This is a genomic window from Streptomyces sp. NPDC046122 (assembly GCF_056429965.1).
This window is the reverse complement of the sequence record NZ_JBWKLQ010000008.1, coordinates 49539-76351: the sequence shown is the minus strand read 5'-3', so window position 1 is coordinate 76351 and position 26813 is coordinate 49539. Positions and strand designations below refer to the sequence as shown.

At 71.7% G+C, this 26813-nt stretch carries 22 protein-coding genes; 11 read left to right on the top strand and 11 right to left on the bottom strand.

The features are described from left to right. From AC07FK_RS21900 to AC07FK_RS21890, 3 genes are all read left to right on the top strand, one after another. The coding region (locus AC07FK_RS21900; RefSeq protein ID WP_479106606.1) for a VWA domain-containing protein at nt 1-967 on the top strand (967 nt) is incomplete at its 5' end. A gap of 120 nt (nt 968-1087) precedes the next feature. Then, the gene (gene metG, locus AC07FK_RS21895; protein ID WP_479106605.1) at nt 1088-2707 is read left to right on the top strand and encodes a methionine--tRNA ligase; all 1620 of its coding nucleotides are present in this window, start codon (nt 1088-1090) and stop codon (nt 2705-2707) included. Nucleotides 2708-3004: 297 nt separating this feature from the next. Beyond that, nucleotides 3005-5092: a hypothetical protein gene (locus AC07FK_RS21890; protein WP_479106604.1), complete on the top strand. Its 2088-nt coding sequence runs from the start codon at nt 3005-3007 to the stop codon at nt 5090-5092. 9 nt (nt 5093-5101) lie between these two features. Here AC07FK_RS21890 and AC07FK_RS21885 read toward each other — a convergent pair whose 3' ends face one another. Next, complete coding sequence (locus tag AC07FK_RS21885; protein ID WP_479106603.1) at nt 5102-5893, bottom strand: hypothetical protein; 792 nt, start codon at nt 5891-5893, stop codon at nt 5102-5104. Between the two features lie 168 nt (nt 5894-6061). Next, on the bottom strand, nt 6062-7828 hold the full coding sequence (aspS, locus tag AC07FK_RS21880) for an aspartate--tRNA ligase (protein ID WP_479106602.1): 1767 nt from the start codon (nt 7826-7828) through the stop codon (nt 6062-6064). A 142-nt stretch (nt 7829-7970) separates the two neighbouring features. Here aspS and AC07FK_RS21875 point away from each other — a divergent pair, with 142 nt between their 5' ends. Then, nucleotides 7971-10076 carry an ATP-binding SpoIIE family protein phosphatase gene (locus tag AC07FK_RS21875; RefSeq protein ID WP_479106601.1) on the top strand — a complete coding sequence of 702 codons (2106 nt, stop codon included), beginning with the start codon at nt 7971-7973 and terminating at the stop codon, nt 10074-10076. A 115-nt stretch (nt 10077-10191) separates the two neighbouring features. After that, nucleotides 10192-11025, top strand: coding sequence for an MBL fold metallo-hydrolase (locus AC07FK_RS21870; RefSeq protein ID WP_479106600.1), 834 nt, complete (start codon nt 10192-10194; stop codon nt 11023-11025). Nucleotides 11026-11049: 24 nt separating this feature from the next. Here AC07FK_RS21870 and AC07FK_RS21865 read toward each other — a convergent pair whose 3' ends face one another. The 3 genes from AC07FK_RS21865 to AC07FK_RS21855 form a co-directional block, all read right to left on the bottom strand. Then, the gene (locus AC07FK_RS21865) at nt 11050-12096 is read right to left on the bottom strand and encodes an AI-2E family transporter (protein WP_479106598.1); all 1047 of its coding nucleotides are present in this window, start codon (nt 12094-12096) and stop codon (nt 11050-11052) included. A gap of 89 nt (nt 12097-12185) precedes the next feature. Continuing rightward, complete coding sequence (locus tag AC07FK_RS21860; RefSeq protein WP_479106597.1) at nt 12186-13148, bottom strand: pirin family protein; 963 nt, start codon at nt 13146-13148, stop codon at nt 12186-12188. A gap of 117 nt (nt 13149-13265) precedes the next feature. After that, nucleotides 13266-13727, bottom strand: a complete 462-nt coding sequence (locus AC07FK_RS21855) for an SseB family protein (protein WP_453407511.1) — start codon at nt 13725-13727, stop codon at nt 13266-13268. A 134-nt stretch (nt 13728-13861) separates the two neighbouring features. Here AC07FK_RS21855 and AC07FK_RS21850 point away from each other — a divergent pair, with 134 nt between their 5' ends. From AC07FK_RS21850 to AC07FK_RS21835, 4 genes are all read left to right on the top strand, one after another. After that, a complete protein-coding gene (locus tag AC07FK_RS21850) occupies nt 13862-15688 on the top strand; it encodes an acyl-CoA dehydrogenase (protein ID WP_479106596.1) in 1827 nt (608 codons plus the stop codon). Nucleotides 15689-15827: 139 nt separating this feature from the next. Then, nucleotides 15828-16541: a hypothetical protein gene (locus AC07FK_RS21845; RefSeq protein WP_479106595.1), complete on the top strand. Its 714-nt coding sequence runs from the start codon at nt 15828-15830 to the stop codon at nt 16539-16541. 46 nt (nt 16542-16587) lie between these two features. Continuing rightward, nucleotides 16588-17883: a M18 family aminopeptidase gene (locus AC07FK_RS21840; RefSeq protein ID WP_479106594.1), complete on the top strand. Its 1296-nt coding sequence runs from the start codon at nt 16588-16590 to the stop codon at nt 17881-17883. Between the two features lie 104 nt (nt 17884-17987). Continuing rightward, nucleotides 17988-18212, top strand: coding sequence for a DUF6458 family protein (locus AC07FK_RS21835; RefSeq protein WP_479106593.1), 225 nt, complete (start codon nt 17988-17990; stop codon nt 18210-18212). 45 nt (nt 18213-18257) lie between these two features. Here the strand turns inward: AC07FK_RS21835 and AC07FK_RS21830 are convergent, their stop codons facing one another. Then, nucleotides 18258-20072: an NHL domain-containing thioredoxin family protein gene (locus AC07FK_RS21830; protein WP_479106592.1), complete on the bottom strand. Its 1815-nt coding sequence runs from the start codon at nt 20070-20072 to the stop codon at nt 18258-18260. Between the two features lie 128 nt (nt 20073-20200). Between AC07FK_RS21830 and AC07FK_RS21825 the strand changes: the two genes are divergently transcribed. Continuing rightward, nucleotides 20201-20689: an LURP-one-related/scramblase family protein gene (locus tag AC07FK_RS21825; RefSeq protein ID WP_479106591.1), complete on the top strand. Its 489-nt coding sequence runs from the start codon at nt 20201-20203 to the stop codon at nt 20687-20689. An 8-nt stretch (nt 20690-20697) separates the two neighbouring features. Here AC07FK_RS21825 and AC07FK_RS21820 read toward each other — a convergent pair whose 3' ends face one another. Next, nucleotides 20698-21483 (bottom strand): carbon-nitrogen family hydrolase, encoded by a 786-nt coding sequence (locus AC07FK_RS21820; protein WP_479106590.1) that lies wholly within the window; start codon nt 21481-21483, stop codon nt 20698-20700. A 205-nt stretch (nt 21484-21688) separates the two neighbouring features. Here AC07FK_RS21820 and AC07FK_RS21815 point away from each other — a divergent pair, with 205 nt between their 5' ends. Then, complete coding sequence (locus AC07FK_RS21815) at nt 21689-22513, top strand: maleylpyruvate isomerase family mycothiol-dependent enzyme (protein ID WP_479106589.1); 825 nt, start codon at nt 21689-21691, stop codon at nt 22511-22513. 23 nt (nt 22514-22536) lie between these two features. Here the strand turns inward: AC07FK_RS21815 and AC07FK_RS21810 are convergent, their stop codons facing one another. From AC07FK_RS21810 to AC07FK_RS21795, 4 genes are all read right to left on the bottom strand, one after another. Beyond that, a complete protein-coding gene (locus AC07FK_RS21810) occupies nt 22537-23847 on the bottom strand; it encodes an MFS transporter (RefSeq protein WP_479106588.1) in 1311 nt (436 codons plus the stop codon). Beyond that, nucleotides 23844-24530: a GntR family transcriptional regulator gene (locus AC07FK_RS21805; protein WP_479106587.1), complete on the bottom strand. Its 687-nt coding sequence runs from the start codon at nt 24528-24530 to the stop codon at nt 23844-23846. The genes AC07FK_RS21810 and AC07FK_RS21805 overlap by 4 nt, the downstream gene beginning before the upstream one ends. Before the next feature lie 228 nt (nt 24531-24758). Further along, a complete protein-coding gene (locus tag AC07FK_RS21800; protein ID WP_479106586.1) occupies nt 24759-26030 on the bottom strand; it encodes a cation:proton antiporter in 1272 nt (423 codons plus the stop codon). Nucleotides 26031-26033: 3 nt separating this feature from the next. After that, nucleotides 26034-26504 carry a cation:proton antiporter regulatory subunit gene (locus AC07FK_RS21795; protein WP_479106585.1) on the bottom strand — a complete coding sequence of 157 codons (471 nt, stop codon included), beginning with the start codon at nt 26502-26504 and terminating at the stop codon, nt 26034-26036. Nucleotides 26505-26813: the final 309 nt, after the last annotated feature.

Genomic DNA, 26813 nt, shown 5'->3' with positions numbered 1-26813 from the left:
GGAGCCCGAGGCCGAGCCCGCCCCGGCCGCCGAGGCTGAGCCGGTCGTGGAGCCCGAGCCCGAGCCCGCCCCGGCCGCCGAGGCTGAGCCGGTCGTGGAGCCCGAGCCCGAGCCGGTCGAGGCTGAGGCCGACCCCGAGCCGGCCGTCGAGCCCGAGCCCCAGGCGGCAGCCGACCCCGAGCCGCAGCCGGCAGCCGACCCCGAGCCGGTAGCCGCCGAGGCCGAGCCGCAGGCAGAAGCCGAGGCAGAGCCCGTTGCCGACCCCGAGCCGGCAGCCGCCGAGGCCGAGCCGCAGCCGGCCGCCGCCGGTGGTGCCGCCGTGGCGGCGGCGGATGTCGCGTCGCGGGCGCCCGGCCTGGCCGCGCACTACAAGGCCGCCGGCACCGCCCTCGCCGACCGACGGCTGGACGGCGCGCGGGCGGACGTCTACCTCGTGCTCGACCGGTCCGGGTCCATGCGCGGCTTCTACAAGGACGGCAGCGCCCAGGACCTCGCGGACCGGACGCTGGCCCTCGCCGCCCACCTCGACGAGAAGGCCGCCGTGCACGTCGTCTTCTTCTCGACCGACATCGACGGCACCGTCGACGTCGGCCTGGACGCGTACGACGGCATCGTGGACGAGACGCACGCCGCCATCGGGCACATGGGGCGTACGAGCTACCACCGCGCCGTCGAAGAGGTCGTCGTGCACCACGAGAAGTCCGGCAGCGGCCGCCCCGCCCTGGTCGTCTTCCAGACCGACGGCCCCCCGGACGCCAAGGGCCCGGCCAAGCAGGCCCTGGCCGACGTCGCCGGCAAGCCGCTGTTCTGGCAGTTCGTCGCGTTCGGCGAGCACGACGCCAAGGGCTTCGACTTCCTGCGGAAGCTCGACGTACCCAACGCCGCGTTCTTCCACGCGGGCCCCGCCCCGCGCGAGGTCCCGGACGCCGAGCTGTACGCACAGCTGGTGACCGGCCTCAAGGCGTAGGCAGCGGCAGCAGCGACAGACCAAGGCGGCGCCGGTCCTCCGGGACCGGCGCCGCCTTCGCCGTCTCACCCCTGGTTAAGCGGGTGAGGGGAGCACCTTGGGGCCGTTAGGATTTCGCCCATGGCGGCCACTGGATCCGAGAAGCAGGGGACGAACGAAGGCGCGAAGGCCTTCTACGTATCGACCCCCATTTACTACGTCAACGACGCTCCTCACCTGGGCCACGCCTACACGACCGTTGCAGGGGACGTGCTCACGCGCTGGCACCGTCAGCGCGGCGAGAAGGTGTGGTACCTCACCGGCACGGACGAGCACGGTCAGAAGATCATGCGCACTGCCGAGGCGAACGGGGTCTCGCCCCAGGAGTGGTGCGACAAGCTCGTCGAGGAGGCGTGGAAGCCCCTCTGGGAGCACCTGAACATCGCGAACGACGACTTCATCCGCACGACGGAGAAGCGGCACACGGACCGTGTGCAGGAGTTCGTGCAGGACCTCTTCGACAAGGGCGAGATCTACAAGGGCGGATACGAGGGCCCGTACTGCGTCGGCTGCGAGGAGTACAAGCTCCCCGGTGACCTCGTCGAGGCCGAGGACGGCACGAAGCTGTGTCCGGTCCACAAGAAGCCGGTGGAGATCCTCAAGGAGGAGAACTACTTCTTCAAGCTGAGCGAGTACGGCCCGAAGCTGCTGGAGTTCTACGAGGCGAACCCCGGTTTCATCCAGCCGGAGTCGGCCCGCAACGAGGTCGTGAACTTCGTCAAGCAGGGCCTGGAGGACCTGTCGATCTCCCGCTCGACGTTCGACTGGGGCGTCCCGGTCCCGTGGGACGACAAGCACGTGATCTACGTGTGGATCGACGCGCTCCTGAACTACGCCACGGCGGTCGGCTACGGCTCCGACCAGGGGAAGTTCGACGAGACGTTCCCGGCGAACGTGCACCTCATCGGCAAGGACATCCTGCGCTTCCACGCGGTGATCTGGCCGGCGATGCTGATGGCGCAGGGCCTGCCCGTGCCCGGCAGGGTCGCGGCGAACGGCTGGCTGATGGTCGGCGGCGAGAAGATGTCGAAGTCGAACCTCACCGGCATCAAGCCGCAGGACCTGACCTCGCACTTCGGGGTGGACGCGTACCGCTGGTACTTCCTGCGCGCGATCGCGTTCGGCCAGGACGGCTCCTTCTCGTGGGAGGACTTCACCGCCCGCTACACGAGCGAGCTCGCGAACGACTACGGCAACCTCGCCTCCCGCGTGGCCGCGATGGTCGGCAAGTACTTCGAGGGCGTCCTGCCGGAGGCCACGGCGAACGGCCCGGCCGAGGCCGCCATCCACGAGGGCCTCGCCAAGGCGGTCGCCGAGGCCGACCGGAAGATCGGCGAGGAGCTGGACTTCCAGGGCGGCATCCTGGCGATCTTCGACTTCGTGAAGCAGGTCAACGGGTACATCACGGAGCAGGAGCCGTGGAAGGTGGCCAAGGACGAGTCGCCGGAGGGCCGGGCCCGCCTCGCGACGATCCTCTACACGGCGGCCGAGTCGCTGCGCGCCATGGCCGTCCTGCTGAACCCGGTCATGCCCGAGACGTCGCAGAAACTGTGGGACTCGCTGGGCGCGGAGGCGCCCCTGGGCGCCCTGGCCGACCAGCCCCTCCCGGGGGCCGCCGACTGGGGCCGGCTGCCGGCGGGCGCGACGGTCACCAAGGGCGCGGTGCTGTTCCCGCGCCTGGAGGACCCGAAGAAGGCGTAAGCGGAACACGATGTGCTGCGCGGCGGGACCGGTCCGGGGACGCTCTCCCGGACCGGTTCCGCCGCGTTGTCCGCTCACATGTGCGGACAACGCGCCCCGGTGGGATCAAATGAACGGGCATTTGCCGCATCTGCGGTGATTGTTGTCACGGCGCGTTGCGACGACGGCCGTGCACCGCATACCGTCAGCCGCCGAGCCCCCTCGCCGCTGTCCCCCCAATACGCGCGCGCGAGGTAACGGCACCCCCCAGAACGGCTTCCCGGCCGATCGCCCCTCCCCGCCAGGAGTTCATTCACCGTGCTCGCCGCCGGACTCATATCCCGCCGTGTGAAGCAGCTCGCCGCGCTGCTCACGCTGTTCGCCGCGTTCACCGCTCAGCTCGTCGGCGCCCTGCTGGCCCAGGTGCCGGTGTTCGTCACCGGCGCGGCCGCGGGCCTCGCCCTCGACCTGTACCTGCGGTACCGGCAGCCCCGCCTGCTCTCGATGCTGAGCAGAGTCCGCTTCGACGTCACCGTCCGGCAGCTGCTGCGCGACATGATCATCCTGCTCGGCCTGCTGCGCGTGGAGGGTGTCCACCCGCTGCACGAGCAGGCCCCGCTGACCGTGGCGCTGCTCCTCGTGTACGCCCTGCACTTCCTCTGCCAGGCGATCGCCGTACTGGTCCGCCGCAGCCGCACGCTGCCGGTCGTGACGCGCAACATCGACGCCTCGCCGCTGAAGCTGTGCGCCGCTCCCCCGCGCATCCTGGCCCGCCGCCCGGGCCACCGCCTGCTGGCCTTCTCGGTGCCCGCCACCACGGGCCTGCTGGTCACCGCGGTGACCGGGAGCGCGTACCCCGGCGCCGTGGGAGCCGGTGTCTCCGTGCTGCTGATGGCGGCGGGCGTCTGCCGCCTCGCCACGTGGCTGCTGCCGGCCAAGCGTCCCGCGACCGCCGAGCAGACGCTGGAGTGGCTGGACGGCTGGCTCGCGGAGTACAAGCCGACCGTGGCGATGTACTTCTCCGGCGGCACCTCGTCGGCGTACCAGGCGAACATGTGGCTCTCCACGCTCTCCGCGCTGGACGGCAAGCCGCTGATCGTGCTGCGTGAGCGGTTCATGGTCCAGAAGATCCAGGCCACCGACGTGCCGATCCTCTGCATCCCCCGGGTCGCGCACATGTTCGCGCTGGAGAACTCGACGCTGAAGATGATGCTCCACCCGGCGAACTCCGGGAAGACCTCGCAGGTCCTGCGCATCCCCTCGATCAAGCACGCCTTCACCAACCACGGCGAGAGCGACAAGCTCTCCAGCTGCAACCCGTACGCCAAGGCGTACGACGAGGTGTGGGTGGCCGGACCTGCGGCCCGCGAGCGCTACCGGCAGGCGGAGATCGGCGTCGACGACAAGGACGTCGTGGAGGTGGGCCGCCCGCAGCTGGCCCCGATCCAGCCCTGGACGGGCGCTCCGGAGGGCACGTACACCACGGTGCTGTACGCCCCCACCTGGGAGGGCTGGGACGGCAACCCGGGCAACACCTCGGTCGTCCTGGCCGGTGAGAACCTGGTCCGCGCGCTCCTCGAGGACGAGGGCGTACGGCTGCTCTACAAGCCGCACCCGATGACCGGCTCCGTCGACCCCGAGGCAGGCGCGGCGGACCGGCGCATCCGCGCCATGATCACCGAGGCCGCCGCCCGGCGCTCCGGCCCCCGCCCCGGCCTGGAGGCCGTGGCCGAGCTCGCCCGCTGCCAGGCCGAGCTGGACCGGCTCACCAGCACCGACTTCCGCCCCGGCGCGGACGAGCTGGAGCGGATGATGCTGCAGAGCACGCCCGAGGAGGGCCGCGCGGCGCTCGTCGCCGAGGCCGCGGCGGCGTGGGAGGACGCGTACTGGGCGTCGTTCCCCGAGTGGGAGCACCAGATCGTCGTCACGCCGCGGCTGGGCATCTACAGCTGCTTCAACCAGGCCGACCTGCTGATCAGCGACGTGTCGAGCGTCGTCTCGGACTACCTGCACAGCGAGAAGCCGTACGCCGTGGCCAACACCAGCGGCATGACGGAGGAGGACTTCCGCGCCGCGTTCCCGACCGTGCGCGCCGCCACCGTCCTCACCCCGGACGCGTCGGGCGTGCACGAGCTCCTGGAGGCCGTGCGCCACCCGGAGAAGGACCTCCACAAGGCGGCCCGCGCCGAGCTGAAGGCCCACTTGCTCGGCCCGTCCGACCCGCCCTCCCTGGTCCGCTTCAACGCGGCGGCCGTCGCCCTGTGCGCGGCGGCCGACGAACGCCGCGCGCTGATGACGGCCCACCTCACCGGGGCCATCCCGACCCAGCGCGGCCCCGGCTCCCCGGCCGGCCCGCAGGACGCGGAGCCGGGTACGGAGGACTCGCAGGAGCCGGTCACGGCCTAGTGCGGCGGGTCACCTCCGCAGCGACGCCTCGTCTCCCATGACCACCACGGGCTTCTTCGCGGGGTCCAGCGTGCGCAGCAGATGCTTCATCACCGGCCGGGTGAAAGAGACGCATCCCTGCGTGGGCCCGTGGTGGTCGACGTGCAGCCAGATGCCGCCGCCCCTGGACACGCCGAGAGGGCGCGTCCAGTCCAGCGGGGTCGTGCCGGGCGTGCGGTTGTAGTCGATGGCGATGACGTAGTCGAAGGACCCCGCCAGCGGTTCGCCCTCGGTGCCCGTGCCGTGGGCGGTGAAGGCCGGGCCGCTGTCGTACGACAGCTTCGTGCCCGGGTCGGGCAGCAGGCCGCCCGCGTCCGTCAGGGTGAAGACGCCGACCGGTGAGCGCAGGTCTCCGTGGACGTGCCGGTCCGTCCAGCCGCGCACCGCGTTGTGGACGGGCCACGTGGGGCCCGGCCGCCACGCGGCGCCGGGGCGCTCGCGCTCGTACAGGACGGCGGCGCCCCGGTTCTCGTCGCGGCCCTCGCCCCTGACGACGAGTGCCTGGCGGGTGTCGACGGGAACCTGGGCGAGGGTCCTGGGGCCCAGCCCCGGCAGGCGCAGGAGCGGCGCGGGCGACCCCGGGGGGCCCGGTGCCGCCTTGCCGGCCGTGCCGCCGGCCGGGGAGTGCACGGGGGCGGCCGGCCCGCGAGCGGCGGCGCGCTGGTCGTGGGGCGCGGCGGTGGCGCCGCAGCCCGTCGCCAGGAGCGCCGCGGTCGTCAGGAGCGCGGCCAGCGGAGCCACGGTTCGGTTCCGGCGCTTCATTTCATCCCTTTCGTCTTCTTATTGCCGAACGTAAGGGAGCCCGGGGCTCGCGGCACCTCCTCGACACGTTCCCCGTCCGCGTCCGTACAGCCGCCCCGCCGGCCGCCCGCGGCATGACGGAGGGGCCCGGAACCGACCGGTTCCGGGCCCCTCGTCGCCGCTACCGCACTACTTGTCGGAAACGGGCTTCCGCAGCTGGATGTTGAGCTCCCGCAGACGGGTCTCTTCCAGCGTCGTCGGCGCGCCCATCATCAGGTCCTGCGCGTTGCCGTTGAGCGGGAAGGCGATCGTCTCGCGGATGTTCGGCTCGTCGGCCAGCAGCATGACGATGCGGTCGATGCCGGGGGCGATGCCGCCGTGCGGCGGGGCGCCGAACTGGAAGGCGCGGAGCATGCCCGCGAACTCGCGCTCGACGGTCTCCTTGGAGTAACCCGCGATCTCGAACGCCTTGAACATCAGCTCGGGCTCGTGATTGCGGATCGCGCCGGAGGACAGCTCCACGCCGTTGCAGACGATGTCGTACTGCCAGCCCAGGATGTCCAGCGGGTCCTGCGTCTCCAGGGCCTCCAGACCGCCCTGCGGCATCGAGAAGGGGTTGTGCGAGAAGTCGATCTTGCCGGTCTCCTCGTCCTTCTCGTACATCGGGAAGTCGACGATCCAGCAGAACCGGAACACGCCCTCCTCGAAGTGGCCGGCGCGCTTGGCGGCCTCGACCCGGACCGCCGACATGATCTTGGAGACCTCGTCGAACTCGCCCGCGCCGAAGAAGATCGCGTGGCCGGGGGCCAGCGACAGGCGCTCGGTGAGGACCTTGACGTTCTCCTCAGTGAGGAACTTGGCGATCGGGCCGCTCAGCGAACCGTCCTCGCCGACCCGCACCCAGGCCAGGCCCTTCGCGCCGTGCTCGACGGCGTAGTCGCCGAGCCCGTCGAAGAACTTGCGCGACTGACCCGCCGTGTCCGGCACCGGCAGCGCGCGGACGTGCTTGCCGGCGAACGCCTTGAACTCCGAGCCCGCGAAGACGTCGGAGATGTCGACGAGCTCCAGCTTGGCGCGCAGGTCGGGCTTGTCGTTGCCGTACTTCAGCATCGACTCGCGGAACGGGATCCGCGGGAACGGCGACGTGACGTGGCGGCCGCCTCCGAACTCCTCGAAGAGCTCGGTCATCAGCTTCTCGATCGGCTGGAAGACGTCCTCCTGCTCGACGAAGGACATCTCCACGTCGAGCTGGTAGAACTCGCCCGGCGAGCGGTCGGCGCGGGCGTCCTCGTCGCGGAAGCACGGCGCGATCTGGAAGTAGCGGTCGAAGCCCGAGATCATCAGCAGCTGCTTGAACTGCTGCGGGGCCTGCGGCAGCGCGTAGAACTTGCCGGGGTTCAGGCGGGACGGGACGACGAAGTCGCGGGCGCCCTCCGGGGAGGTCGCCGTGAGGATCGGCGTGGCCATCTCGTTGAAGCCCAGCGCCGTCATCTTGTGGCGGATGGACGAGATGACGGCCGTACGCAGCATGATGTTGCGGTGCATGCGCTCGCGGCGCAGGTCGAGGAAGCGGTACTCGAGGCGGCGCTCCTCACCCACCCCGTCGTCCGTGTTGATCTGGAACGGCAGCTGCTGCGAGGCGCCCAGCAGCTCGACCTCCGCCACCTCGACCTCGACCTCGCCGGTCGGCAGCTCCGGGTTGATGTTGTCGGCGCCGCGCGAGACGACCCGGCCGTCGACGCGGACGACCGACTCCTTGCTCACCTTGTCGAGCGCCTCGTAGGCGGGGGTGCCGGGGCGGGCGACGAGCTGCGTGATGCCGTAGTGATCGCGCAGATCGATGAAGAGGATGCCGCCCAGGTCTCGACGATTGTGCAGCCAGCCGCTCAGCCGGACGTCCGTGTCGACGTCAGAGGCGCGGAGCTCGCCGCAGGTGTGGGACCTGTACCGATGCATCGTCGTTCATCCAGCCTTCGGGATTCGGGGTAGTCGAGCACCCAAGGTTACCGCCCGGCGCATCCCCTTTTATTTGACGTGCGCGACCCGGTCCGACGGGGCTCGGACAGCCGGTCCGGCCGCGACCTGTAAGGATGAGGCAATGCGCACCGAGGACATCCTGGCCGCCGTCGCGACCGGCCTGTGGCGCTGGGACAACGCGTCAGGGGTCGTCACCCTCGACGCGGAGGCCGCCCGGCTCCTCGGGCTGCCCGCCGAGCCGGTGGCGCTGCCCGAGGCCGCCGTACGCTCCCGGTTCCATCCGGTGGACTGGAACGAGATCAACGGCGTCGTGAACCTCGCCGTCGCCGAGGGCACCCTGGCCGAGGCCCGGCTCCGGATCATGGATGTGGACGGGCGGCTGCTGAGGACCGTGCGCAGCCGCTCCCGGCCGGTGGTCGAGGGCGGGGACTACCTGCTCCTCGGAACCCTCCAGGAGGTCGCCGAGCCGCGTCCGGGCGACGCCGCCCACACCCCCGTCACCGGCGACTGGCGCCGCTCCCGCGAGGCGTTCCTGCTGGACGCTGGCCGGGCCCTCGCGGAGGCCCGCTCCACGACCGAGGTGCTGCGGGTCGCCGCCTCCCTCTCGATGCCCGGGTTCTCGCCGGACAGCCTCGCCGTCTTCGGTTCCTCGGGCAGCCGCATCACGGTCCTGGGACACCACGGGTACGGGCCGCAGGACGACCTCCCCTTCACCGACATGCTGCTGGACACGGACCATCCGGCGTCCGAGGTCGTACGGACAGGCCGGGCCATCTACCTCTCGTCCCCCGAGGAGTACAGCCGCCGCTACCCGGCCGGCCGGCCGCTCGCCCGGCGCTCCGAGCGCCGCTCCTGGGCCTTCGTGCCGCTGACGGTGGCCGGCCGCACCATGGGCGCCTGGATGGCGGGCTTCGCGCACCCCGTGGCGTTCACCCCCGACGAGCGCTCCGTGCTGACCACGGTCGCCAGGATGATCGCGCAGGCGCTGGAGCGGGCCTCGGTGGCCGAGAGCGAGCGGGAGCTGTCCCTCGGCCTCCAGCGCTCGATGATGCCGACGCTGGGGCCCGAGATCCCCGGCATGACGGTGGCCGCACGGTACGTGCCGACCGGCGGCGGGCTCCAGGTCGGCGGCGACTGGTACGACATGATCCCGCTGCCCAGCGGACGCATAGCCCTGGTGATCGGCGACGTACAGGGGCACGACGTACGGGCGGCCGGCCTCATGGGCCAGCTGCGGATCGCCCTGCGCGCGTACGCCTCCGAGGGCCACCGGCCCGACGCGGTCCTCTCCCGCGCGTCCCGCTTCCTGCACGGCATCACGGACACCTACGGCCCCGACGACCACTCCAGCCCCCGGTTCGCCACCTGCCTCTACATCGAGGCCGACCCGGCCACCGGCACCCTCGACATCGCCCGCGCGGGCCACCCCGAGCCCGCGGTGCTTCTGGGCGACGGCACGGTGCTGGTCCGCCCCACGGCCGGCGGCCTGCCGCTGGGCATCGTCCCGGACACGGACTACCCGACGACGCGTCTCGTCCTCGAACCGGGCGAGACGATCATGATCTGTACGGACGGCCTCATCGAGACCGGCGGCCACGACCTGGACACCGGCTGGGCCAGGCTCCGCACGATCCTGGAGGAGCACACCGGCGACAGCCTGGAGAAGCTCGCCGACGCCCTCGTGTCGGCCGTCCACGGCCCCACCTCGCACTACACGACCGGCCCGCTCGTGGACCGCCGCGAGGACGACATCGCCGTACTGCTCCTGTGCCGGGAGGGCGGCGCCTGCTGCGGGTCCGGCGCGACGACGCAGATCTCCCCGGTCCGGCGCACCGCGCTGACCGTGGCCCAGGCCGAACCGGAGCGCATCGCCGCCGCCCGGCAGCAGCTGCGGGACCTGCTGCACGACTGGGCGGACGCGGAGCAGCTCGACGCGGCCGTGCTGATGGTCTCGGAGATGGTCACCAACGTCCTGGTGCACACGGACGGCGACGCGCTGCTGACCGCCGAGGCGAAGGGCGATCCGGGCGTACGGCGGCTGCGGGTCGAGGTGTCGGACTCCAGCGACGAACTGCCGCACAAGCGCCGCCCGGGGGAGATGGCGTCCAGCGGCCGCGGGCTGGTCCTGATGGAGATGCTGGCGCACGAGTGGGGCGTGGACCCGAAGGGCGAGGGCAAGTCGATCTGGTTCGAACTCCAGGAGGACAAGGAGCCCCGCCCCTTCTGACGGAATGCCGTGCGCGCCGCCCCCGCCCCAGCGCGCCGCACCCCGCCCTGGCGGCGCAAAATGGTCGAAAAGGGAGAACCACCGCCGGGGGGGACCACGGAGATCCGCCATGAGCATGAGCACTCAGAGAATCGGCCGCGACGTCACCGTACTGGCGGACTGCCTGGAGGTGCCGGGCATCGGCTTCCTCCCGGTCAACGCCTTCGTCCTGCTGGCCGACGAGCCGGTCGTCGTCGACACGGGCCTCAGCCTCCCCGACCGCGATTTCCTGGGCGAGCTCGGCACCGTGATGGACCCCGCCGACGTGCGCTGGATCTGGCTCACGCATCCCGACCGCGACCACACCGGCGGCCTGTTCGACCTGCTCGTCGCCGCCCCCAAGGCGCGGGTCGTGACGACGTTCGTCGGGGCGGGCATCATGTCGACCGAGCGGCCCCTGCCGCTGGACCGCGTGTGCCTGGTCAATCCGGGACAGGCGCTGGACGTGGGCGGCGGCCGCATGCTCCGGGCGTTCCGGCCGCCGCTGTTCGACAACCCCGCCACCGTCGGCTTCTACGACGACCGTACGCGGACGTGCTTCAGCTCCGACTGCTTCGGCGGCCCCATGCTCAACGAGGAGGCCGCGGTCGACGGCCGGGCCGCCGACCTGGCCCCCGAGGACCTGCGCAGCGCACAGCTCCTGTGGGCGACGGTCGACAGCCCCTGGGTCCACACCGTCGACACCGGCAAGTACCTCGCCACGGTCGAGCCGCTGCGCGCCATGGAGGCCGAGACGGTGCTGAGCACCCACCTGCCGCCGGCCGTCGGCCTCGCCGCCCGGATGCTCGACACGATCGCCGAGGCCCCCGGCTCGGACCCCTTCGTCGGCCCGGACCAGCAGGCGCTGGAACAGATGCTGGCCACGTTCGAACCCCGCCCCGACGGCGCGGTGCCCCCGCAGGCCATGTAGGCCGGCGCCCCGCCCCACCGGAGCCTAGGGCCGCTCGTACTCCCCCCGGCGCATCTCCCCGATCACCCCGAAGACGGCCGCCGTCAGGGGTACCGAGAGCAGCATCCCGAGGATGCCGGCGACGGACGCCCCGGCCGTGATCGCGAGCATCACCACGGCCGGATGCATCTGGACGGTCCGGCTCTGGATCACGGGCTGGAGCACGTGGCCCTCCAGGACCTGCACGGCCAGGACGAGCCCGAACGCCCACAGCGCGATCACGAACCCCCGGTCGGCGAGCGCGACGAGCACGGCGGCCGCGCCGGAGATGAAGGCGCCGAGGTACGGGATGTACGCGCCCACGAACACCAGCGCGCCGAGCCCGACCGCGCCGGGCACCCGCAGAACGAGCAGTCCGACGGTGATCAGCAGGGCGTCGATCAGCGCGATGAACGTCGTACCGCGCATGAAGCCCTCGACGGCCTCGAACGCGCGCCGGCCCATCGCCTCGGCGGTGACGCCGGTCGAGCCGGGCGCGAGGGCCTTCAGGGCGCCGGCGGCCTTGTCCGAGTCCCTGAGGAAGAAGAAGATCAGCAGAAGGGCCAGCACGGCGACGGCGGCCATCTCGCCGACCACGCTCAGCCCGGTGATCAGCCCGGAGGCCGCCGTGCCGCCGAACCTGCCGAGCAGTTCCCGGGCGTTCCTCGCCAGGTCGTCCAGCGAGGTGCCGGCCGCCCCCAGATGCCGGGTCAGGTCTCCGGCGGCCTGCCGCAGTGAGGCGACGATCTGGTCGCCGGTCTCGACGAGCGCGCTGACGACGATGTACGCCGCCCCGCCCACGACGGCGACCACCGCGACGCAGGTCAGCCCGGCCGCGACGGACCGGTTGAGCCGCATGGCGACGAGCCGCCGGTGCAGCGGTCCGAGCAGCGCGGTGCCGAGGAGGGCGAGCAGGACGGGCGTGACGGCGGTCTTGAAGGTGACGCACAGCCAGACCCCCACAGCGGCCACCCCGGTGACGAGCAGGGCCACGACGCACCAGGCGGCGACCCGGCGGGCGGACTCGGGGAGGAGCGGCTGAGTCGGCTGCACCGCCCCAGCGGATCACGGACAGAGGGGCGCGGCCCGCCGGAGGACCCGCCCGGGTGACAGATCGTCAGCCGGCCGGGTCCGCGGTCCTCCTACTCGCCCATGCCGTGAACGGCCGGGATCGTGCCGAGACGGCCCCGCTGGAAGTCCTCGAAGGCGCGCTTCAGTTCTTCCTGCGTGTTCATCACGAACGGGCCGTAGTGCGCCATCGGCTCCCGGATCGGCCGGCCGCCGAGCAGGATGACCTCCAGGTCCGGGGTGTGGGAGTCCTGCCGCTCGTCCGCGCGGACGGTCAGCGAGGAGCCCGCGCCGAACACGGCCGTCTGCCCGCTGTGCACGGGCCGGCGCTCCGGGCCCGCGCTGCCGCGCCCGGCCAGGACGTACGCCAGACCGTTGAAGTCCTCGCGCCACGGCAGCGTGACCTCGGCGCCGGGCGCCACGGTCGCGTGCAGCATCGTGATCGGCGTGTGGGTGATGCCGGGACCCTCGTGGCCGTCCAGCTCACCGGCGATGACCCGCAGCAGCGAGCCGCCGTCGGGGGTGGTCAGCAGCTGGACGTGACCGCCGCGGATGTCCTGGTAGCGGGGGGCCATCATCTTGTCCTTGGCCGGCAGGTTCACCCAGAGCTGGAGGCCGTGGAAGAGGCCGCCGGACACGACCAGGGACTCCGGCGGCGCCTCGATGTGCAGGAGGCCCGAGCCCGCGGTCATCCACTGGGTGTCGCCGTTGGTGATGGTGCCGCCACCGCCCTGGCTGTCCTGGTGGTCGAAGATCCCGTCGATGATGTACGTGACCGTCTCGAAGCCGCGGTGGGGGTGCCACGGGGTGCCCTTGGGCTCGCCGGGGGCGTACTCCACCTCGCCCATCTGGTCCATCATGATGAACGGGTCGAGGTGCTGGTAGTTGATGCCGGCGAAGGCGCGGCGTACCGGGAAGCCCTCACCCTCGAAACCGCCCGGAGCGGTCGTGACGGCCAGCACGGGGCGCGCGACGGCATCGGCCGGCGCGGCGACCTTCGGCAGGGTCAGCGGGTTCTCAACGGTTACTGCGGGCATGGCGGGCCTCCTTGTACGTCCACTTTAGTTGAACGTAGAACTTCTTGCCACCCCCAACGGCGAACGCCCGGGAGGAATTCCCCCCGGGCGCCCGTGCGCGACCTCGTGGCCGCCGGCTCAGCCGTACATCCGCCGCATCGCGAAGTCGACCATCTGCTCGACCGCCTTGGCGTCGAAGACCATGCGGTGCTCGCCCTCCATGTCGAGGACGAAGCCGTACCCCGTCGGCAGCAGGTCGATCACCTCGGCCCCGGTGATCACGAAGTACTTGGACTCCTTGCCCGCGTACCTGCGCAGCTCCTTGAGTGAGGTGAACATCGGGATCACCGGCTGCTGGGTGTTGTGCAGGGCGAGGAACCCCGGGTTGTCGCCGCGCGGGCAGTAGACCTTCGACGTGGCGAAGATCTGCTGGAAGTCCTCGGCGGACAGCGATCCGGTGGTGAAGGCGCGCACCGCGTCGGCGAGCGAGGGCGGCGACGGCTCCGGGTAGAGCGGCTGCTCCCCGTAGCCGCCCTGGGGCGGGGGCTGCGGCGGCGCGTACTGCTGCTGTCCACCCTGGTTCTGGTCGTAGCCGTACATGGCGCCAAGACTACTGAGTCACAGATGCCGGATAGGGGTTGCTTCTTATTACCGACGGGTAGCATCATCGTAGCTACTTACCAGTAGTAGATGTACGAGGAACCTGCCTCCCGATCCTTAACGGAGCCGTTGCCATGGGTCACTACAAGTCGAACCTCCGCGACATCGAGTTCAACCTCTTCGAGGTCCTCGGCCGCGACACGCTGTACGGCACCGGCCCGTTCGCGGAGATGGACGTCGAGACCGCCAAGAGCATCCTCGACGAGATCGCCCGCCTCGCGGAGAACGACCTCGCCGCATCCTTCGAGGACGCCGACCGCAACCCGCCGGTGTTCGACCCGGCGACGAACACCGCCCCGGTGCCGGCGACGTTCAAGAAGAGCTACCAGGCCTTCATGGACTCGGAGTACTGGCGTCTGGGCCTGCCCGAGGAGATCGGCGGCACCACCTCGCCCCGCTCCCTGATCTGGGCCTACGCGGAGCTGCTGCTCGGCGCGAACCCGGCGGTCTGGATGTACTCCTCCGGCCCCGCGTTCGCCGGCGTCCTCTTCGACGAGGGCAACGAGGCCCAGAAGAAGATCGCGCAGATCGCCGTCGACAAGCAGTGGGGCTCCACCATGGTCCTCACCGAGCCGGACGCCGGCTCGGACGTCGGCGCGGGCCGCACGAAGGCCGTCGAGCAGCCCGACGGCTCCTGGCACATCGAGGGCGTGAAGCGCTTCATCACGTCCGGCGAGCACGACATGTCGGAGAACATCCTCCACTACGTCCTCGCGCGCCCCGAGGGCCACGGCCCCGGCACCAAGGGCCTGTCCCTCTTCCTCGTCCCGAAGTTCCACTTCGACTGGGAGACCGGCGAGCTGGGCGAGCGCAACGGCGTCTACGCCACGAACGTCGAGCACAAGATGGGCCTCAAGGCGTCCAACACGTGCGAGATGACCTTCGGCGACCAGCACCCCGCCAAGGGCTGGCTGATCGGCGACAAGCACGACGGCATCCGTCAGATGTTCATGATCATCGAGTTCGCGCGCATGATGGTCGGCACGAAGGCCATCGCCACGCTCTCCACGGGCTACCTGAACGCCCTGGAGTACGCCAAGGAGCGCGTCCAGGGCCCCGACCTGGCGAACTTCATGGACAAGACCGCCCCCAAGGTCACCATCACGCACCACCCCGACGTCCGCCGCTCGCTGATGACGCAGAAGGCGTACGCCGAGGGCATGCGCGCCCTCGTCCTGCACACCGCGGCCGTCCAGGACGACATCGCGGTGGCCGAGGCGGCGGGCGAGGACACCAGCGCGCTGGTGGCGATGAACGACCTGCTGCTGCCGATCGTCAAGGGCTACGGCTCCGAGAAGTCGTACGAGCAGCTGGCGCAGTCGCTCCAGACGTTCGGCGGCTCCGGGTACCTCCAGGAGTACCCGATCGAGCAGTACATCCGCGACGCCAAGATCGACACCCTCTACGAGGGCACCACCGCCATCCAGGGCCAGGACTACTTCTTCCGGAAGATCGTCCGCAACCAGGGTGCGGCGCTGAACTCGCTGGCCGAGGACATCAAGAAGTTCCTCGCGGTCGGCACCGGCGGCGAGGAGCTGGCCACGGCCCGCGAGACGCTCGCCAAGGCGGCCGTGGACCTCGAGGCCATCGTCGGCGCCATGCTGACCGACCTCGCGGCCACCGAGAAGGACGTCAAGTCCATCTACAAGGTCGGCCTGAACACCACCCGCCTGCTGATGGCCTCCGGTGACGTCGTCGTCGGATACCTGCTGCTCAAGGGCGCGGCCGTGGCCGCCGAGAAGCTGCCGACCGCGTCCGCGAAGGACGTGCCGTTCTACACCGGCAAGATCGCGGCGGCGAAGTTCTTCGCCGCGAACGTCCTGCCGGGCGTCGGCGTCGAGCGCGCCCTGGCCGAGTCGGTCGACCAGTCCCTGATGGAGCTGGACGAGGCGGCCTTCTAGGCCCTGCGGCCGAGCCGCCGCGGCGCAGACCCGCGGCGGCCCCCCAGACCACTGCGGAAACCCTCTGGCAACGGGCCGGGGCCATCCCTGCGGGGACGGACCCGGCCCGTTGTCAGTGGCCCGTGCGACTCTGGTGTGCATGAGCTCCATGGAATCCCGCAGGGGTGGCTACTCCGTACCGGCCGGCCGGCCGTACGCGCTCAGTGAGCTGCGCGGAAAGCTCGGCTCCGTGGGCGATCTCATCGGCGACCTGTACGACGGCTCCCACCCGCTGGAGTACGAGCCGGTCGCCGACACCCTGTACGTCGCCTTCAAGACGGCCGCCGACCTCGCCCCCGTCAAGAGCCACACCGGCTGCCCCACGCACCCGAACGGCGCCGTCGACCCCGAGGCCCCCGCCGGATGGGGCCGCTGCCTCCTGTGCAACGACCGCCGCCGCCGCGGCGAGCGCAGTGTGCCCGCCCCGGCCGAGCAGCGCCGCCTCGGCTACCCGGTGCCGGACCCGCCGTACACGCTGGACGTCCTCAGGGGGTACGTCCAGCAGGTCAACGACCGGGCCTTCGCCGTCACCGTCTCCTCGCCCGGTGAGGAGTTCGTGGAGATCGCGGACACTCTGCACCGCGCCTTCATCGTGGCCCGCGAGCTGTCCCGGCCGCGCAACGCCTCGGGGTGCTCGGAGCACCCCGGCTCGCCCATCGACCCGACCGCCCCGCCCGGTGAGGGCTGTCTGTTCTGCGTGGGCCGCCGGCGCCAGCAGCAGCGGCCGCCGGGGGTCCCCCGGATGCTGCCGCAGGTCCGCCGCGGCGAACGCCGGACGATACAACGGCGGTTCGAGCGGCCCCCGGGCCTCTGAGGCGGGCGCTGGGGAGCCGTGGTTAACCCTCGTTATGGTGAACCCCATGAGCGCACCCCCCCGCTTCGACCGCGGCCACACAGACGATTTGATGTCCTTCCTGGCGGCCAGCCCGTCGCCGTACCACGCGGTGGCGAACGCCGCCGAGCGCCTGGACAAGGCCGGATTCCGGCAGCTCGCGGAGACCGACGCCTGGGACGCGACCTCCGGCGGCAAGTACGTGCTGCGCGGCGGGGCGATCATCGCCTGGTACGTCCCGGAGGGCGCGGAGGCCAGCACCCCGTTCCGGATCGTCGGCGGGCACACAGACTCCCCGCACCTGCACGTGAAGCCGCTCCCCGACATGGGCGCGCAGGGCTGGCGCCAGATCGCCGTCGAGATCTACGGCGGGACGCTCCTCAACACCTGGCTCGACCGCGACCTCGGCATCGCGGGCCGGCTGACGCTGCGCGACGGCTCCCACCGCCTCGTCAACATCGACCGGGCGCTGCTGCGCGTACCGCAGCTGGCCGTACACCTGGACCGGTCCGTCAACAGCGACGGCCTCAAGCTCGACAAGCAGCGTCACATGCAGCCCATCTGGGGTCTGGGCGACGTGCACGAAGGGGACCTGATCCGGTTCCTGGAAGACGAAGAGGGCCTCGCCGAGGGCGAGATCGCCGGCTGGGACCTGATGGCCCACAGCATCGACCCGCCGTCCTACCTCGGTCGCGACCGCGAGCTGGTGGCGGGCCCGCGCATGGACAACCTCATCTCCGTGCACGCGGGCGTCGCGGCACTCGCGGCCGTCAGCGCGGCGGACGCGCCCGTCCCGTACATCCCCGTGCTCGCCGCCTTCGACCACGAGGAGAACGGCTCGCAGTCCGACACCGGCGCCGACGGCCCGCTCCTCGGCAACGTGCTGGAGCGCTCGGTCTTCGCCCGCGGGGGCACCTTCGACGACAAGTCGCGCGCGTTCGCCGGCACGATCTGCCTGTCCTCGGACACCGGCCACGCCGTCCACCCCAACTACGCCGAGCGCCACGACCCGACCCACCAGCCGCGCGCCAACGGCGGACCGATCCTCAAGGTCAACGTCAACATGCGGTATGCGACCGACGGCAGCGGCCAGGCCGTCTTCGCGGCGGCCTGCGAGAAGGCCGGCGTGCCGTGGCAGGTCTTCGTGTCGAACAACTCCATGCCGTGCGGCACCACGATCGGCCCCATCACCGCGGCCCGGCACGGCATCCGCACCGTCGACATCGGCGTCGCGATCCTGTCCATGCACAGCGCGCGCGAGCTGTGCGGGGCGGACGACCCGTACCTGCTGGCGAACGCGATGACGGCGTTCCTGGAGGGCTGAGTCCCGATCCCGAACGCCACTCGCAGGCTTGTCCGTTGAAGGGCCGGGTACGCGAAGGACGTACACCGGCCCGGAACTGCCGGGCCGACAGGGAGGCGGAACTCATGGGACTGGGAGGATTCATTCTCCTCATCGCGGGCGGAGCGATACTCGCATTCGCCACCGACTGGGAGATGGAAAGCGTCAACCTCACCCTCGTCGGGGTCATCATGATGCTCGTCGGCATCATCGGGGTCGCGGTCTATTCCAGCGTCGCCAGGCGCCGGCGCATGGTCGTACCCCCCACCACCACCGTCGTCACCGACGACCAGCACCACCACAACCCCTGAGGCCCGGCCGCGGCCGTCCGCGCCGCGCCGGGCCCCAGGGGCCCCTCAGCCGTCCAGGCCGGCGAGCACGAGCGGCAGCCGGGGCGTGCCGTCCGCCGTCACGCGGACCGGAACGCCCCAGTCCTGCTGGTGGACGTGGCACGCCGGGTACTCGTTCGCCGGGTCGTCGTCGCACGAGGCGGCCATCGCCGACACGTGCAGCACGCCCTCGGTGACCTCCGGGTTCAGCTCCAGCTCGCGGCTCAGGTCCGTCCCGGCCCCCTCGCCGCCGACCAGCAGCCCGGGCGGTGTCGACGACACGAGCAGCCGCGTCGAGGGCCCGTACCGCGTGTCCAGCTTCTGACCGCCCGGTGCCTGGAAGACGACGTCCAGCCGGAGCCTGCCCGGCGCCACTTCGGTCGCCGCGCGCTGCGTCCGGTGCGCCACGGCCTCGACCCGCACCGCCTCGTCGGGCAGCCGCAGCCGGGTCAGCCGGTGACGGGCCGACTCGACGACGACGATGTCGTCCCCGACGAGCACGGCGTCGCTGGGCTCCCGCAGGTCCGTCGCCAGCGTGGTCACCTCCCCGCTCGCCGGGTCGTAGCGCCGCAGGGCGTGGTTGTACGTGTCGCTGACCGCGACCGACCCGTCGGGCAGCGCGGTCACCCCGAGGGGGTGCTGGAGCAGCGCCTGCCCCGCCGCGCCGTCCCGGTGCCCGAAGTCGAACAGCCCGGTCCCCACGGCGGTGTGCACGACCAGGTCGCTGTCGACGTACCGCAGCGCGCTCGTCTCCGAGTCCGCGACCCACAGCCGGTCGCCGTCCGCCGCCAGCCCCGACGGCTGCGCGAACCACGCCTCGGCGGCGGGGCCGTCCACCAGCCCCTCGTTCGTCGTCCCGGCCGCGACCTCCACCGTCCCCGCCCCGGGGTCGTACGTCCACAGCTGGTGCACGCCGGCCATGGCGATCCACACCTTGCCCCGCCACCACGCCACGTCCCACGGCGAGGACAGGTCGACCTCGCGGGCCGGCCCGGAGGTGGGCGAACCCTGCCACCACTGCTTTCCGGTGCCGGCGACGACCTCGACCGCGCCGGTCGCAGGGTCGAACACGCTCAGCCGGTGGTTGACGGTGTCGGCCACGACGACCCGGCCGTCCGGAAGGAGCGCGAGCCCCTGCGGCTCCTTGAACGTGCCCTCCCCGCCGACGCGCCGCACGACGGTCTCGCCGTCGGCCGCCAGCTCCACGAGCTGGTGCCGGGTGGTGTCCGAGACGAGGAGGTTCCCGCTCTGCGGCAGCAGCAGCGCCTTGCCCGGGAAGCGAAGGTCGGTCGCCACCGGTTCGGGCGCGACGTACGGCCCGTCACCGCGCCCCAGCGTCCCCTTGGCCTCGTGGACCGCCTCCAGCTCCTCGACGAGCTTCTCGATCGCGTGCGCGTGCCCCTCACCGGCGTGCTGGGCGACGACGTACCCCTCGGGGTCGATGACGACGAGCGTCGGCCAGGCCCGGACGGCGTACTGCTTCCAGGTCGCGAGCTCGGGGTCGTCGAGGACCGGGTGGTGCACGCCGTACCGCTCCACGGCGTCCACGACGGCCTGGTGCTCCGCCTCGTGCACGAACTTCGGCGAGTGCACCCCGATGATCACCACCGTGTCCCGGTGCTTCTCCTCCAGCTCCCGCAACTCGTCCAGGACGTGCAGGCAGTTGACGCAGCAGAAGGTCCAGAAATCGAGAATGACGACGCGTCCGCGCAGACCGGCAAGGGTGAGTTCCTCCCCGCCGGTGTTCAGCCAGCCGCCCTTGCCGATCAGCTCGGGGGCACGGACACGGGCACGCTTGCGGGGTGCGGGCGCGGGGGTGGGCGCCGGGGCAGCATCGTTCATGCTTCAAGCTTGCCATCCGCCCGTACACCGCGGATCACGCCGTACCGCCGACGCGTCCAGGGGCCCGAACGCGTGCACATGGGCGGCGGACCTCCGTTCCACCGCGTGCGCCGGGTAGGCATCGCGGCATGAGATATCTGGTACGCGACAGGATCTTCGGCATCGGCGACGACTACTGGATCGAGGACGAGCACGGCGACCGTGCCTTCCTCGTCGACGGCAAGGCGCTGCGGCTGCGCGACACCCTGGAGATCAAGGACCCGGCCGGCCGGGTCCTGGTGACGCTGCGCGAGAAGGCGCTCAGCATCCGGGACGCGATGACCGTCGAGCGGGACGGGCGGACGCTCGCCACGGTGCGCAGGAAGCGGCTGTCGCTGCTGCGCGACCACTACCGCGTGGCGACGGCGGAGGGGGCGGAGCTGGACGTCACCGGCCGCGTGCTCGACCGCGAGTTCTCGGTCGAGCACGACGGGGAGCAGCTGGCCCGCGTCTCGCGCAAGTGGTTCCGGGTGCGGGACACGTACGCCGTGGAGGTCGTACGCGAGGACGCCGACACGGCCCTGCTGATCGCGGTGGCGGTCTGCGTGATCCGGATGGCGGAGGGGAAGGACGACTAGGCGGGGCCCTACCGCAGGCGGCGGTCCTTCAGGGCCGGGAACTGCTCGCGCGTGGCCGTCACCTTCGCCGGGTCCAGGTCCACGACCAGTACGTCCTCCGCCGGGCCCGCCTCGGCCAGCACCTCGCCCCAAGGGTCCACGACGATGCTGTGCCCCGCCTGCTCGACCCCGGCGTGCGTGCCCGCCGTGCCGCAGGCCAGGACGTACGCCTGGTTCTCGACCGCGCGGGCGCGGGCCAGCAGCGTCCAGTGCTCGCGGCGCCTGGCGGGCCAGCCGGCCGGCACCAGGAACGCCTGGGCGCCGGCGTCGACGAGTCCGCGGAAGAGCTCCGGGAAGCGCAGGTCGTAGCAGGTGCCGAGGCCGAAGGTGAGCCCCGCCGCCGGGACCGTCACCAGTTCCTCGCCCGCGCTCATCATCACGGCCTCGCCCTTGTCGAAACCGAAGCGGTGGATCTTCCGGTACGCGCGGACGAGCTCGCCGCCGGGGGAGAAGACCAGAGAGGTGTTGTAGAGGGGGCCCTCGGGGTCGCGCTCGACGACCGACCCGGCGTGCAGCCACACGCCCGCGTCGGCCGCCGCCTTCGCCATCACCTCGTACGTCGGCCCTTCGAGCGGCTCCGCCTCGTCGACGAAGGACGCGTACGCGAAGGCTCCGGTCGGCCACAGCTCCGGCAGGACCACGAGCTCGGCGCCGTGCCGCTCGCTCTGCTCGCGCACCAGCGAAGCGACCCGCTGCCTACGGGAATTGACCGTTTCGTCCGGATTTACTGCGATCTGGATGAGGGAGGCGCGCACACTACCACCGTCCTGGCATTCGAGCCGTCAACACGGGCCTACGATCGTCACACCAAAGCACTGCCAGGGTGCCACGGGGCAGCGTAACTTAGCGTGCGAGCCTCCCACGCAGTCCGGCACGCACGTCAGTCCAGTCCGCCCGCCAGCCCGTCACCGCCAGACCAGCCAGCCCGCGCCACCGCCACTGAACCGCACGAGGGGTCCCGTGACCGTCCATCCCAGCCTCCAGACGTACGCCGAAGCCTGGACCCACTCCATCGAAGCGATATCCGAGCTGGTGACACCGCTCGTCGAGGGGGAGTGGAACCGCCGAACGCCGTGCCCGGGCTGGTCGGTGCGCGACATCGTCTCGCACATCATCGGCATGGAGTGCGAGATGCTCGGCGACCCCCGGCCGATCCACTCGCTGCCGCGGGACCTGTACCACGTGACCTCGGAGTTCGCCCGGTACATGGAGATGCAGGTCGATGTGCGCCGCCACCACACGGCGCCGGAGATGACCTCCGAGCTCGAGTACACGATCATCCGCCGCCAGCGGCAGCTCCGTAACGAGACCCGCTCCCCCGACACGATGGTCCGCGCCCCCCTCGGCGCCGAGCAGACCCTCGAACTCGCGCTGCGGATGCGGGCCTTCGACACCTGGGTGCACGAGCAGGACCTCCGTACGACCTTCGGCCGCCCCGGCAACCTCGACTCGCCCGGCGCGATCGTCGCCCGCGACGTCCTCGTCCAGGGCCTGCCGAAGGTCGTCGCGAAGGCGGCGGGCGCGCCCGCCAACTCGGCGGTCGTCTTCGACGTGCACGGCCCGGTCGAGTTCATGCGCACGGTTCGCGTGAACGCGGACGGCCGGGGAACGGTCGACGGCACGCCCTCGCTCGGCCCGCTCGCGACGATCGCCCTGGACTGGGAGACGTACGTACGCCTGGCCTGCGGCCGGGTCCGTCACGAGTCGGTGGCCGACCAGATCAAGGTCGACGGCGACCAGGCGCTCGCGGAGGCCATCCTGCGCCACTTCGCCGTCACCCCGTAACCGCCCCACGGGGACCCGTCGCCTCAGGCAGGCACGTGCACGACCTCGACCCGGCTGGCGACCAGACGGTCCCGCTCCCGGCGGGCCGTCCGCTCGCGCAGCCGCAGGATCTGCGCGACGCCGAGCGCCTCCAGCACGAAGACCGAGGCGAACGCGATCCGGTAGTCGTCGCCGGTCGCGTCGAGCAGCACGCCCACCGCCAGCAGCGTCGTCATCGAGGCGACGAAGCCGCCCATGTTGACGATGCCGGAGGCCGTGCCCTGGCGCTCCGGCGGGTTGGCGGGCCGCGCGAAGTCGAAGCCGATCATGGACGCCGGCCCGCACGCGCCGAGCACCGCGCACAGCGTGACCAGGAGCCACATGGGCGCGTGGTCGCCCGGGTACGCGAGGGTCGTCGCCCACAGCAGGGCGGTCGCCCCGATGGTGCCGAGGGCGAGCGGCGCACGGGCGGCGCCGTGGCGGGCGATGACCTGCCCGTACACCAGTCCCAGCGCCATGTTCGACACCACGACGAGCGTCAGCAGCTCACCGGCCACCCCGCGTGAGAGCCCCTGCGCCTCGACGAGGAACGGCATCCCCCACAGCAGCAGGAACACCATCGCCGGGAACTGCGTCGTGAAGTGCACCCACATCCCCAGCCGCGTCCCCGGCTCGCGCCACGCGGCGGCGATCTGCGCGCGGACGTACGCCGCGCCCGCGTGTCCGGCGGGGGCGGGCTCGTACCCCTCCGGGTGGTCCTTGAGGAACAACAGCAGCAGCACGAGCACGAAGACGCCCGCGAGCGAGCTGCCCGCGAACGTGGCGGTCCAGCCGAGACCGTTGAGCATGCGGGCCACGACGAGCGTGGAGACGAGGTTGCCCGCCATTCCGCACAGCCCCGCGAGCTGCGCGATCAGCGGCCCGCGCCGCGCGGGGAACCAGCGTGCGCCGAGGCGCAGTACGGCGATGAACGTCATCGCGTCGCCGCAGCCCAGCAGCGCGCGGGCGGCGAGGGCCGTCCCGTACGAGGGGGAGAGGGCGAAGCCGAGCTGCCCGAGGGTGAAGAGGACGACGCCCAGGGTCAGGACCTTCTTCGTCCCGAGCCGGTCGACCAGCAGCCCGACGGGTATCTGCATGCCCGCGTACACCAGCAGCTGGAGTATCGAGAACGTCGACAGCGCGGAGGCGTTGACGTCGAACCGGTCGGCGGCGTCGAGACCCGCGACGCCCAGGCTCGTACGGAAGATGACGGCGACGAAGTAGACGGCGACGCCGATGCCCCAGACGGCGGCCGCGCGCCGGCCGCCGGGCGGATCACCGGGCAGGGAGACGGCGGGAGCGGCGGAATCCCTCACCGGTCCTCGCCCCACTCCTCGCCCCGGGCCAGCACCTTGACGCGGCTGACGTGGCGGCGCACGCACCGGGCAGCGCCTTCGACGTCGCCCGCCCGGATCGCCTCGAGCATCTCGGCGTGCTCGGTGATGTTCTTGGCGACGCGGTCGGGGTGCGCCTCCATGATGGTGACGCCCATGCGCAGCTGGCGGTCGCGGAGCTGGTCGTAGAGGCGGGAGAGGATCTGGTTCCCGGCGTTGCGGACGATCGCGACGTGGAAGCACCGGTCGGCGACGGCGACTTCGGCGAGGTCGCCCTCATGGGCCCGCTGCTTCTGCTCCTCCAGCGACTGTTCGAGCCGGGTGAGGAGGGCGGCGGACGCGGGTACGGCACGCCGCACCGCGAACTCCTCCACCAGCAGCCGGGTCTCGACGACGTCCGAGATCTCCTGCGCGGAGACGGCGAGGACGAGGGCGCCCTTCTTCGGATACAGCTTGATGAGCCCTTCGACCTCCAGCCGCAGCAGCGCTTCCCGTACAGGCGTCCTGGACACGCCGACGGCGTCGGCGAGGTCGCCCTCGGTGAGGAGGGTGCCGCCCTCGTAGTGCCGGTCGAGTACGCCCTTCTTGACGTGGGCGTACACGCGCTCGGCGGCCGGGGGCTGCTTGACGGTGCTGGGGGCGGTGGCGGTGGGCGCGGCTGGCATGCGCACAGCATAGATACAACAGGTGTGCATCAGAAGGCGTCGTCCGCATCCCGGAATGCGCCCACGGCGGCAGACCATGCGCCGCCGCCGTGGGGCGCAACTCGACACTTGACGGGACTTAGGTGGCCGGAAGCTGGGCAAACCGGTGCGCATGGTCAGGTACCGGTCCTCGCCTGCGGAGTTCGTCCCCCTCCGGCAGAAGACGGACCGTCAGTCGCCACAGCCCCGTCAGCCCTTCAGCCCCGTCGCCGGGTCCAGCGTCTCGTCGGGCGACGGTAGGCCGGACGCCCGTGCCGTGGGCGTCCCGTCGTCCCCCTTCCCGCGTCCCCGGCGCCAACCGGTGCCGTTCCGCGTCCGCCGCAGCCGCGAGACCAGCGGTTCCGTCCACCGTGCCGTCAGTGGGCCCAGGGTCACCAGGATCAGGACGTACGCCGTGGTGATCGGCCCTGTGCGGGGCTCGGTCGCCACCGCCAGGCCCGCGATCACGATCGAGAACTCGCCCCGCGCCACCAGCGCCCCGCCCGCACGCAGCCGGCCGCGCGGGCCGATGCCCGCACGCCGCGCGGCGTACCAGCCGGTGGCGATCTTCGTGAGCGCCGTCACGATCGCCAGCAGCAGCGCGGGCAGCAGGACGGGCGGGATGTCCGCCGGGTCCGTCGACAGGCCGAAGAAGACGAAGAAGACGGCCGCGAAGAGGTCGCGCAGCGGCGTCAACAGCTTGTGCGCGCCCTCCGCCACCTCGCCCGACAGCGCGATGCCGACCAGGAACGCGCCCACCGCCGCCGACACCTGCAACTGCTGCGCCACACCGGCCACCAGCACCGTCAGCCCCAGCACCACCAGGAGCAGCATCTCCGGGTTGTCCGACGAGACCGCCCGGCTGATCAGGCGCCCGTGCCGCAGTGCGACGTACAGGACGAGGCCGACCGTGCCCAGCGCGATCACCAGCGCCACGCTGCCGCCCGCCAGGCCCACGCCCGCAAGCAGCGCTGTCAGCAGCGGCAGGTAGACCGCCATCGAGAGGTCTTCCATCACGAGGACGCCGAGTACGACCGGTGTCTCGCGGTTGCCGAGACGGCCCAGGTCGGTGAGCACCTTGGCGACGACCCCGGACGACGAGATCCATGTGACGCCGGCCAGCGCGACGGCGGCCACCGGCCCCCAACCCAGGAGGAGCGCGGCCACAGCGCCCGGTGTGGCGTTCAGGACGAAGTCGACGGCACCGGACGGATATTGGGTCCTCAGGCTGGTGACCAGCTCGGACGCGCTGTACTCCAGTCCCAGCAGGAGCAGCAGCAGGATGACGCCGATCTCGGCGCCGACGGCCACGAAGTCCTCGCTGGCGTCGAGCGGCAGCAGTCCGCCGTGCCCGAACGCCAGCCCCGCGAGCAGGTAGAGCGGTATGGGGGAAAGCCCCACCCGCTCCGCGACTCTGCCGATGAGGCCGAGCGCCAGGATGAGCGCGCCGAGCTCGATCAGAAGCGCGGTGGTGTTGTGCACGGCTCAGCCCCCCGCGATGATCTCGGCGAGCGCGTCGACGCCCTCGCGGGTGCCGACGACGACCAGCGTGTCCCCGATGGAGAGACGGAAGTCCGGTTCCGGCGACGGTGTCGCGGCGGTCCGCTGGAGTACGGCGACGATCGACGCACCCGTACGGGAGCGCGCCCGGGTGTCGCCGAGGGGCCGTCCCGCGTACGGCGACCTGGCGGTCACCTGGATGTGCTCCGTGACGAGGTCGATCCCGTCCGTGCGCACGGCGTCGATGGGGGCCGCGTCGATCAGGTGGGACAGCGCGGTGGCCTCGTCCGGCGACAGGGGTACGGAGAGCAGGCACGCGTCGGGGTCGTCGCGGTCGTAGAAGCCGATGAAGCGCCGGCCGTCCTTGTGCACGACGACCGAGATGTGCTGGCCGCGCTCGGTCGTGAAGTCGTACTGCGTACCGACCCCTGGCAACGTGGTCCGGCGCGTGCCCATGGTCTGCCTCCCGGTCTGCCTCCCGGCCGTGGCACGGGGGGACCTCCGGGAACAGCGGCCGGGAATCACAGCAGCGCGCGACCGGCTATTTTGCCTTGTCATTACCCTACTCCGACCGTCGCAGGCGTTCATTTCTGCCGGGCGTATGCGCAGCTCAGGTGCATGGGAGCTCAGGTGCATGGGAGTGGGTGGTGCCGGGGGGGGGGGGGGGGGGGGGGGGGGGGGGGCGCGGCCCCCCCCCCCCCCCTGCCTGGGGGGGAGGGCGGGGGGGGGGGGGGGGGTCGAGATTCTCTCGCCGCCACCCCCCTC

Bases quoted from the DNA above. Each gene is read 5' to 3' on its own strand.
- metG (WP_479106605.1), top strand. From the start codon at position 1,088: ATGGCGGCCACTGGATCCGAGAAGCAGGGGACGAACGAAGGCGCGAAG.
- AC07FK_RS21885 (WP_479106603.1), bottom strand. From the start codon at position 5,893: ATGAAGCGCCGGAACCGAACCGTGGCTCCGCTGGCCGCGCTCCTGACG.
- aspS (WP_479106602.1), bottom strand. From the start codon at position 7,828: ATGCATCGGTACAGGTCCCACACCTGCGGCGAGCTCCGCGCCTCTGAC.
- AC07FK_RS21875 (WP_479106601.1), top strand. From the start codon at position 7,971: ATGCGCACCGAGGACATCCTGGCCGCCGTCGCGACCGGCCTGTGGCGC.
- AC07FK_RS21870 (WP_479106600.1), top strand. From the start codon at position 10,192: ATGAGCACTCAGAGAATCGGCCGCGACGTCACCGTACTGGCGGACTGC.
- AC07FK_RS21860 (WP_479106597.1), bottom strand. From the start codon at position 13,148: ATGCCCGCAGTAACCGTTGAGAACCCGCTGACCCTGCCGAAGGTCGCC.
- AC07FK_RS21855 (WP_453407511.1), bottom strand. From the start codon at position 13,727: ATGTACGGCTACGACCAGAACCAGGGTGGACAGCAGCAGTACGCGCCG.
- AC07FK_RS21850 (WP_479106596.1), top strand. From the start codon at position 13,862: ATGGGTCACTACAAGTCGAACCTCCGCGACATCGAGTTCAACCTCTTC.
- AC07FK_RS21845 (WP_479106595.1), top strand. From the start codon at position 15,828: ATGAGCTCCATGGAATCCCGCAGGGGTGGCTACTCCGTACCGGCCGGC.
- AC07FK_RS21840 (WP_479106594.1), top strand. From the start codon at position 16,588: ATGAGCGCACCCCCCCGCTTCGACCGCGGCCACACAGACGATTTGATG.
- AC07FK_RS21835 (WP_479106593.1), top strand. From the start codon at position 17,988: ATGGGACTGGGAGGATTCATTCTCCTCATCGCGGGCGGAGCGATACTC.
- AC07FK_RS21830 (WP_479106592.1), bottom strand. From the start codon at position 20,072: ATGAACGATGCTGCCCCGGCGCCCACCCCCGCGCCCGCACCCCGCAAG.
- AC07FK_RS21825 (WP_479106591.1), top strand. From the start codon at position 20,201: ATGAGATATCTGGTACGCGACAGGATCTTCGGCATCGGCGACGACTAC.
- AC07FK_RS21805 (WP_479106587.1), bottom strand. From the start codon at position 24,530: ATGCCAGCCGCGCCCACCGCCACCGCCCCCAGCACCGTCAAGCAGCCC.
- AC07FK_RS21795 (WP_479106585.1), bottom strand. From the start codon at position 26,504: ATGGGCACGCGCCGGACCACGTTGCCAGGGGTCGGTACGCAGTACGAC.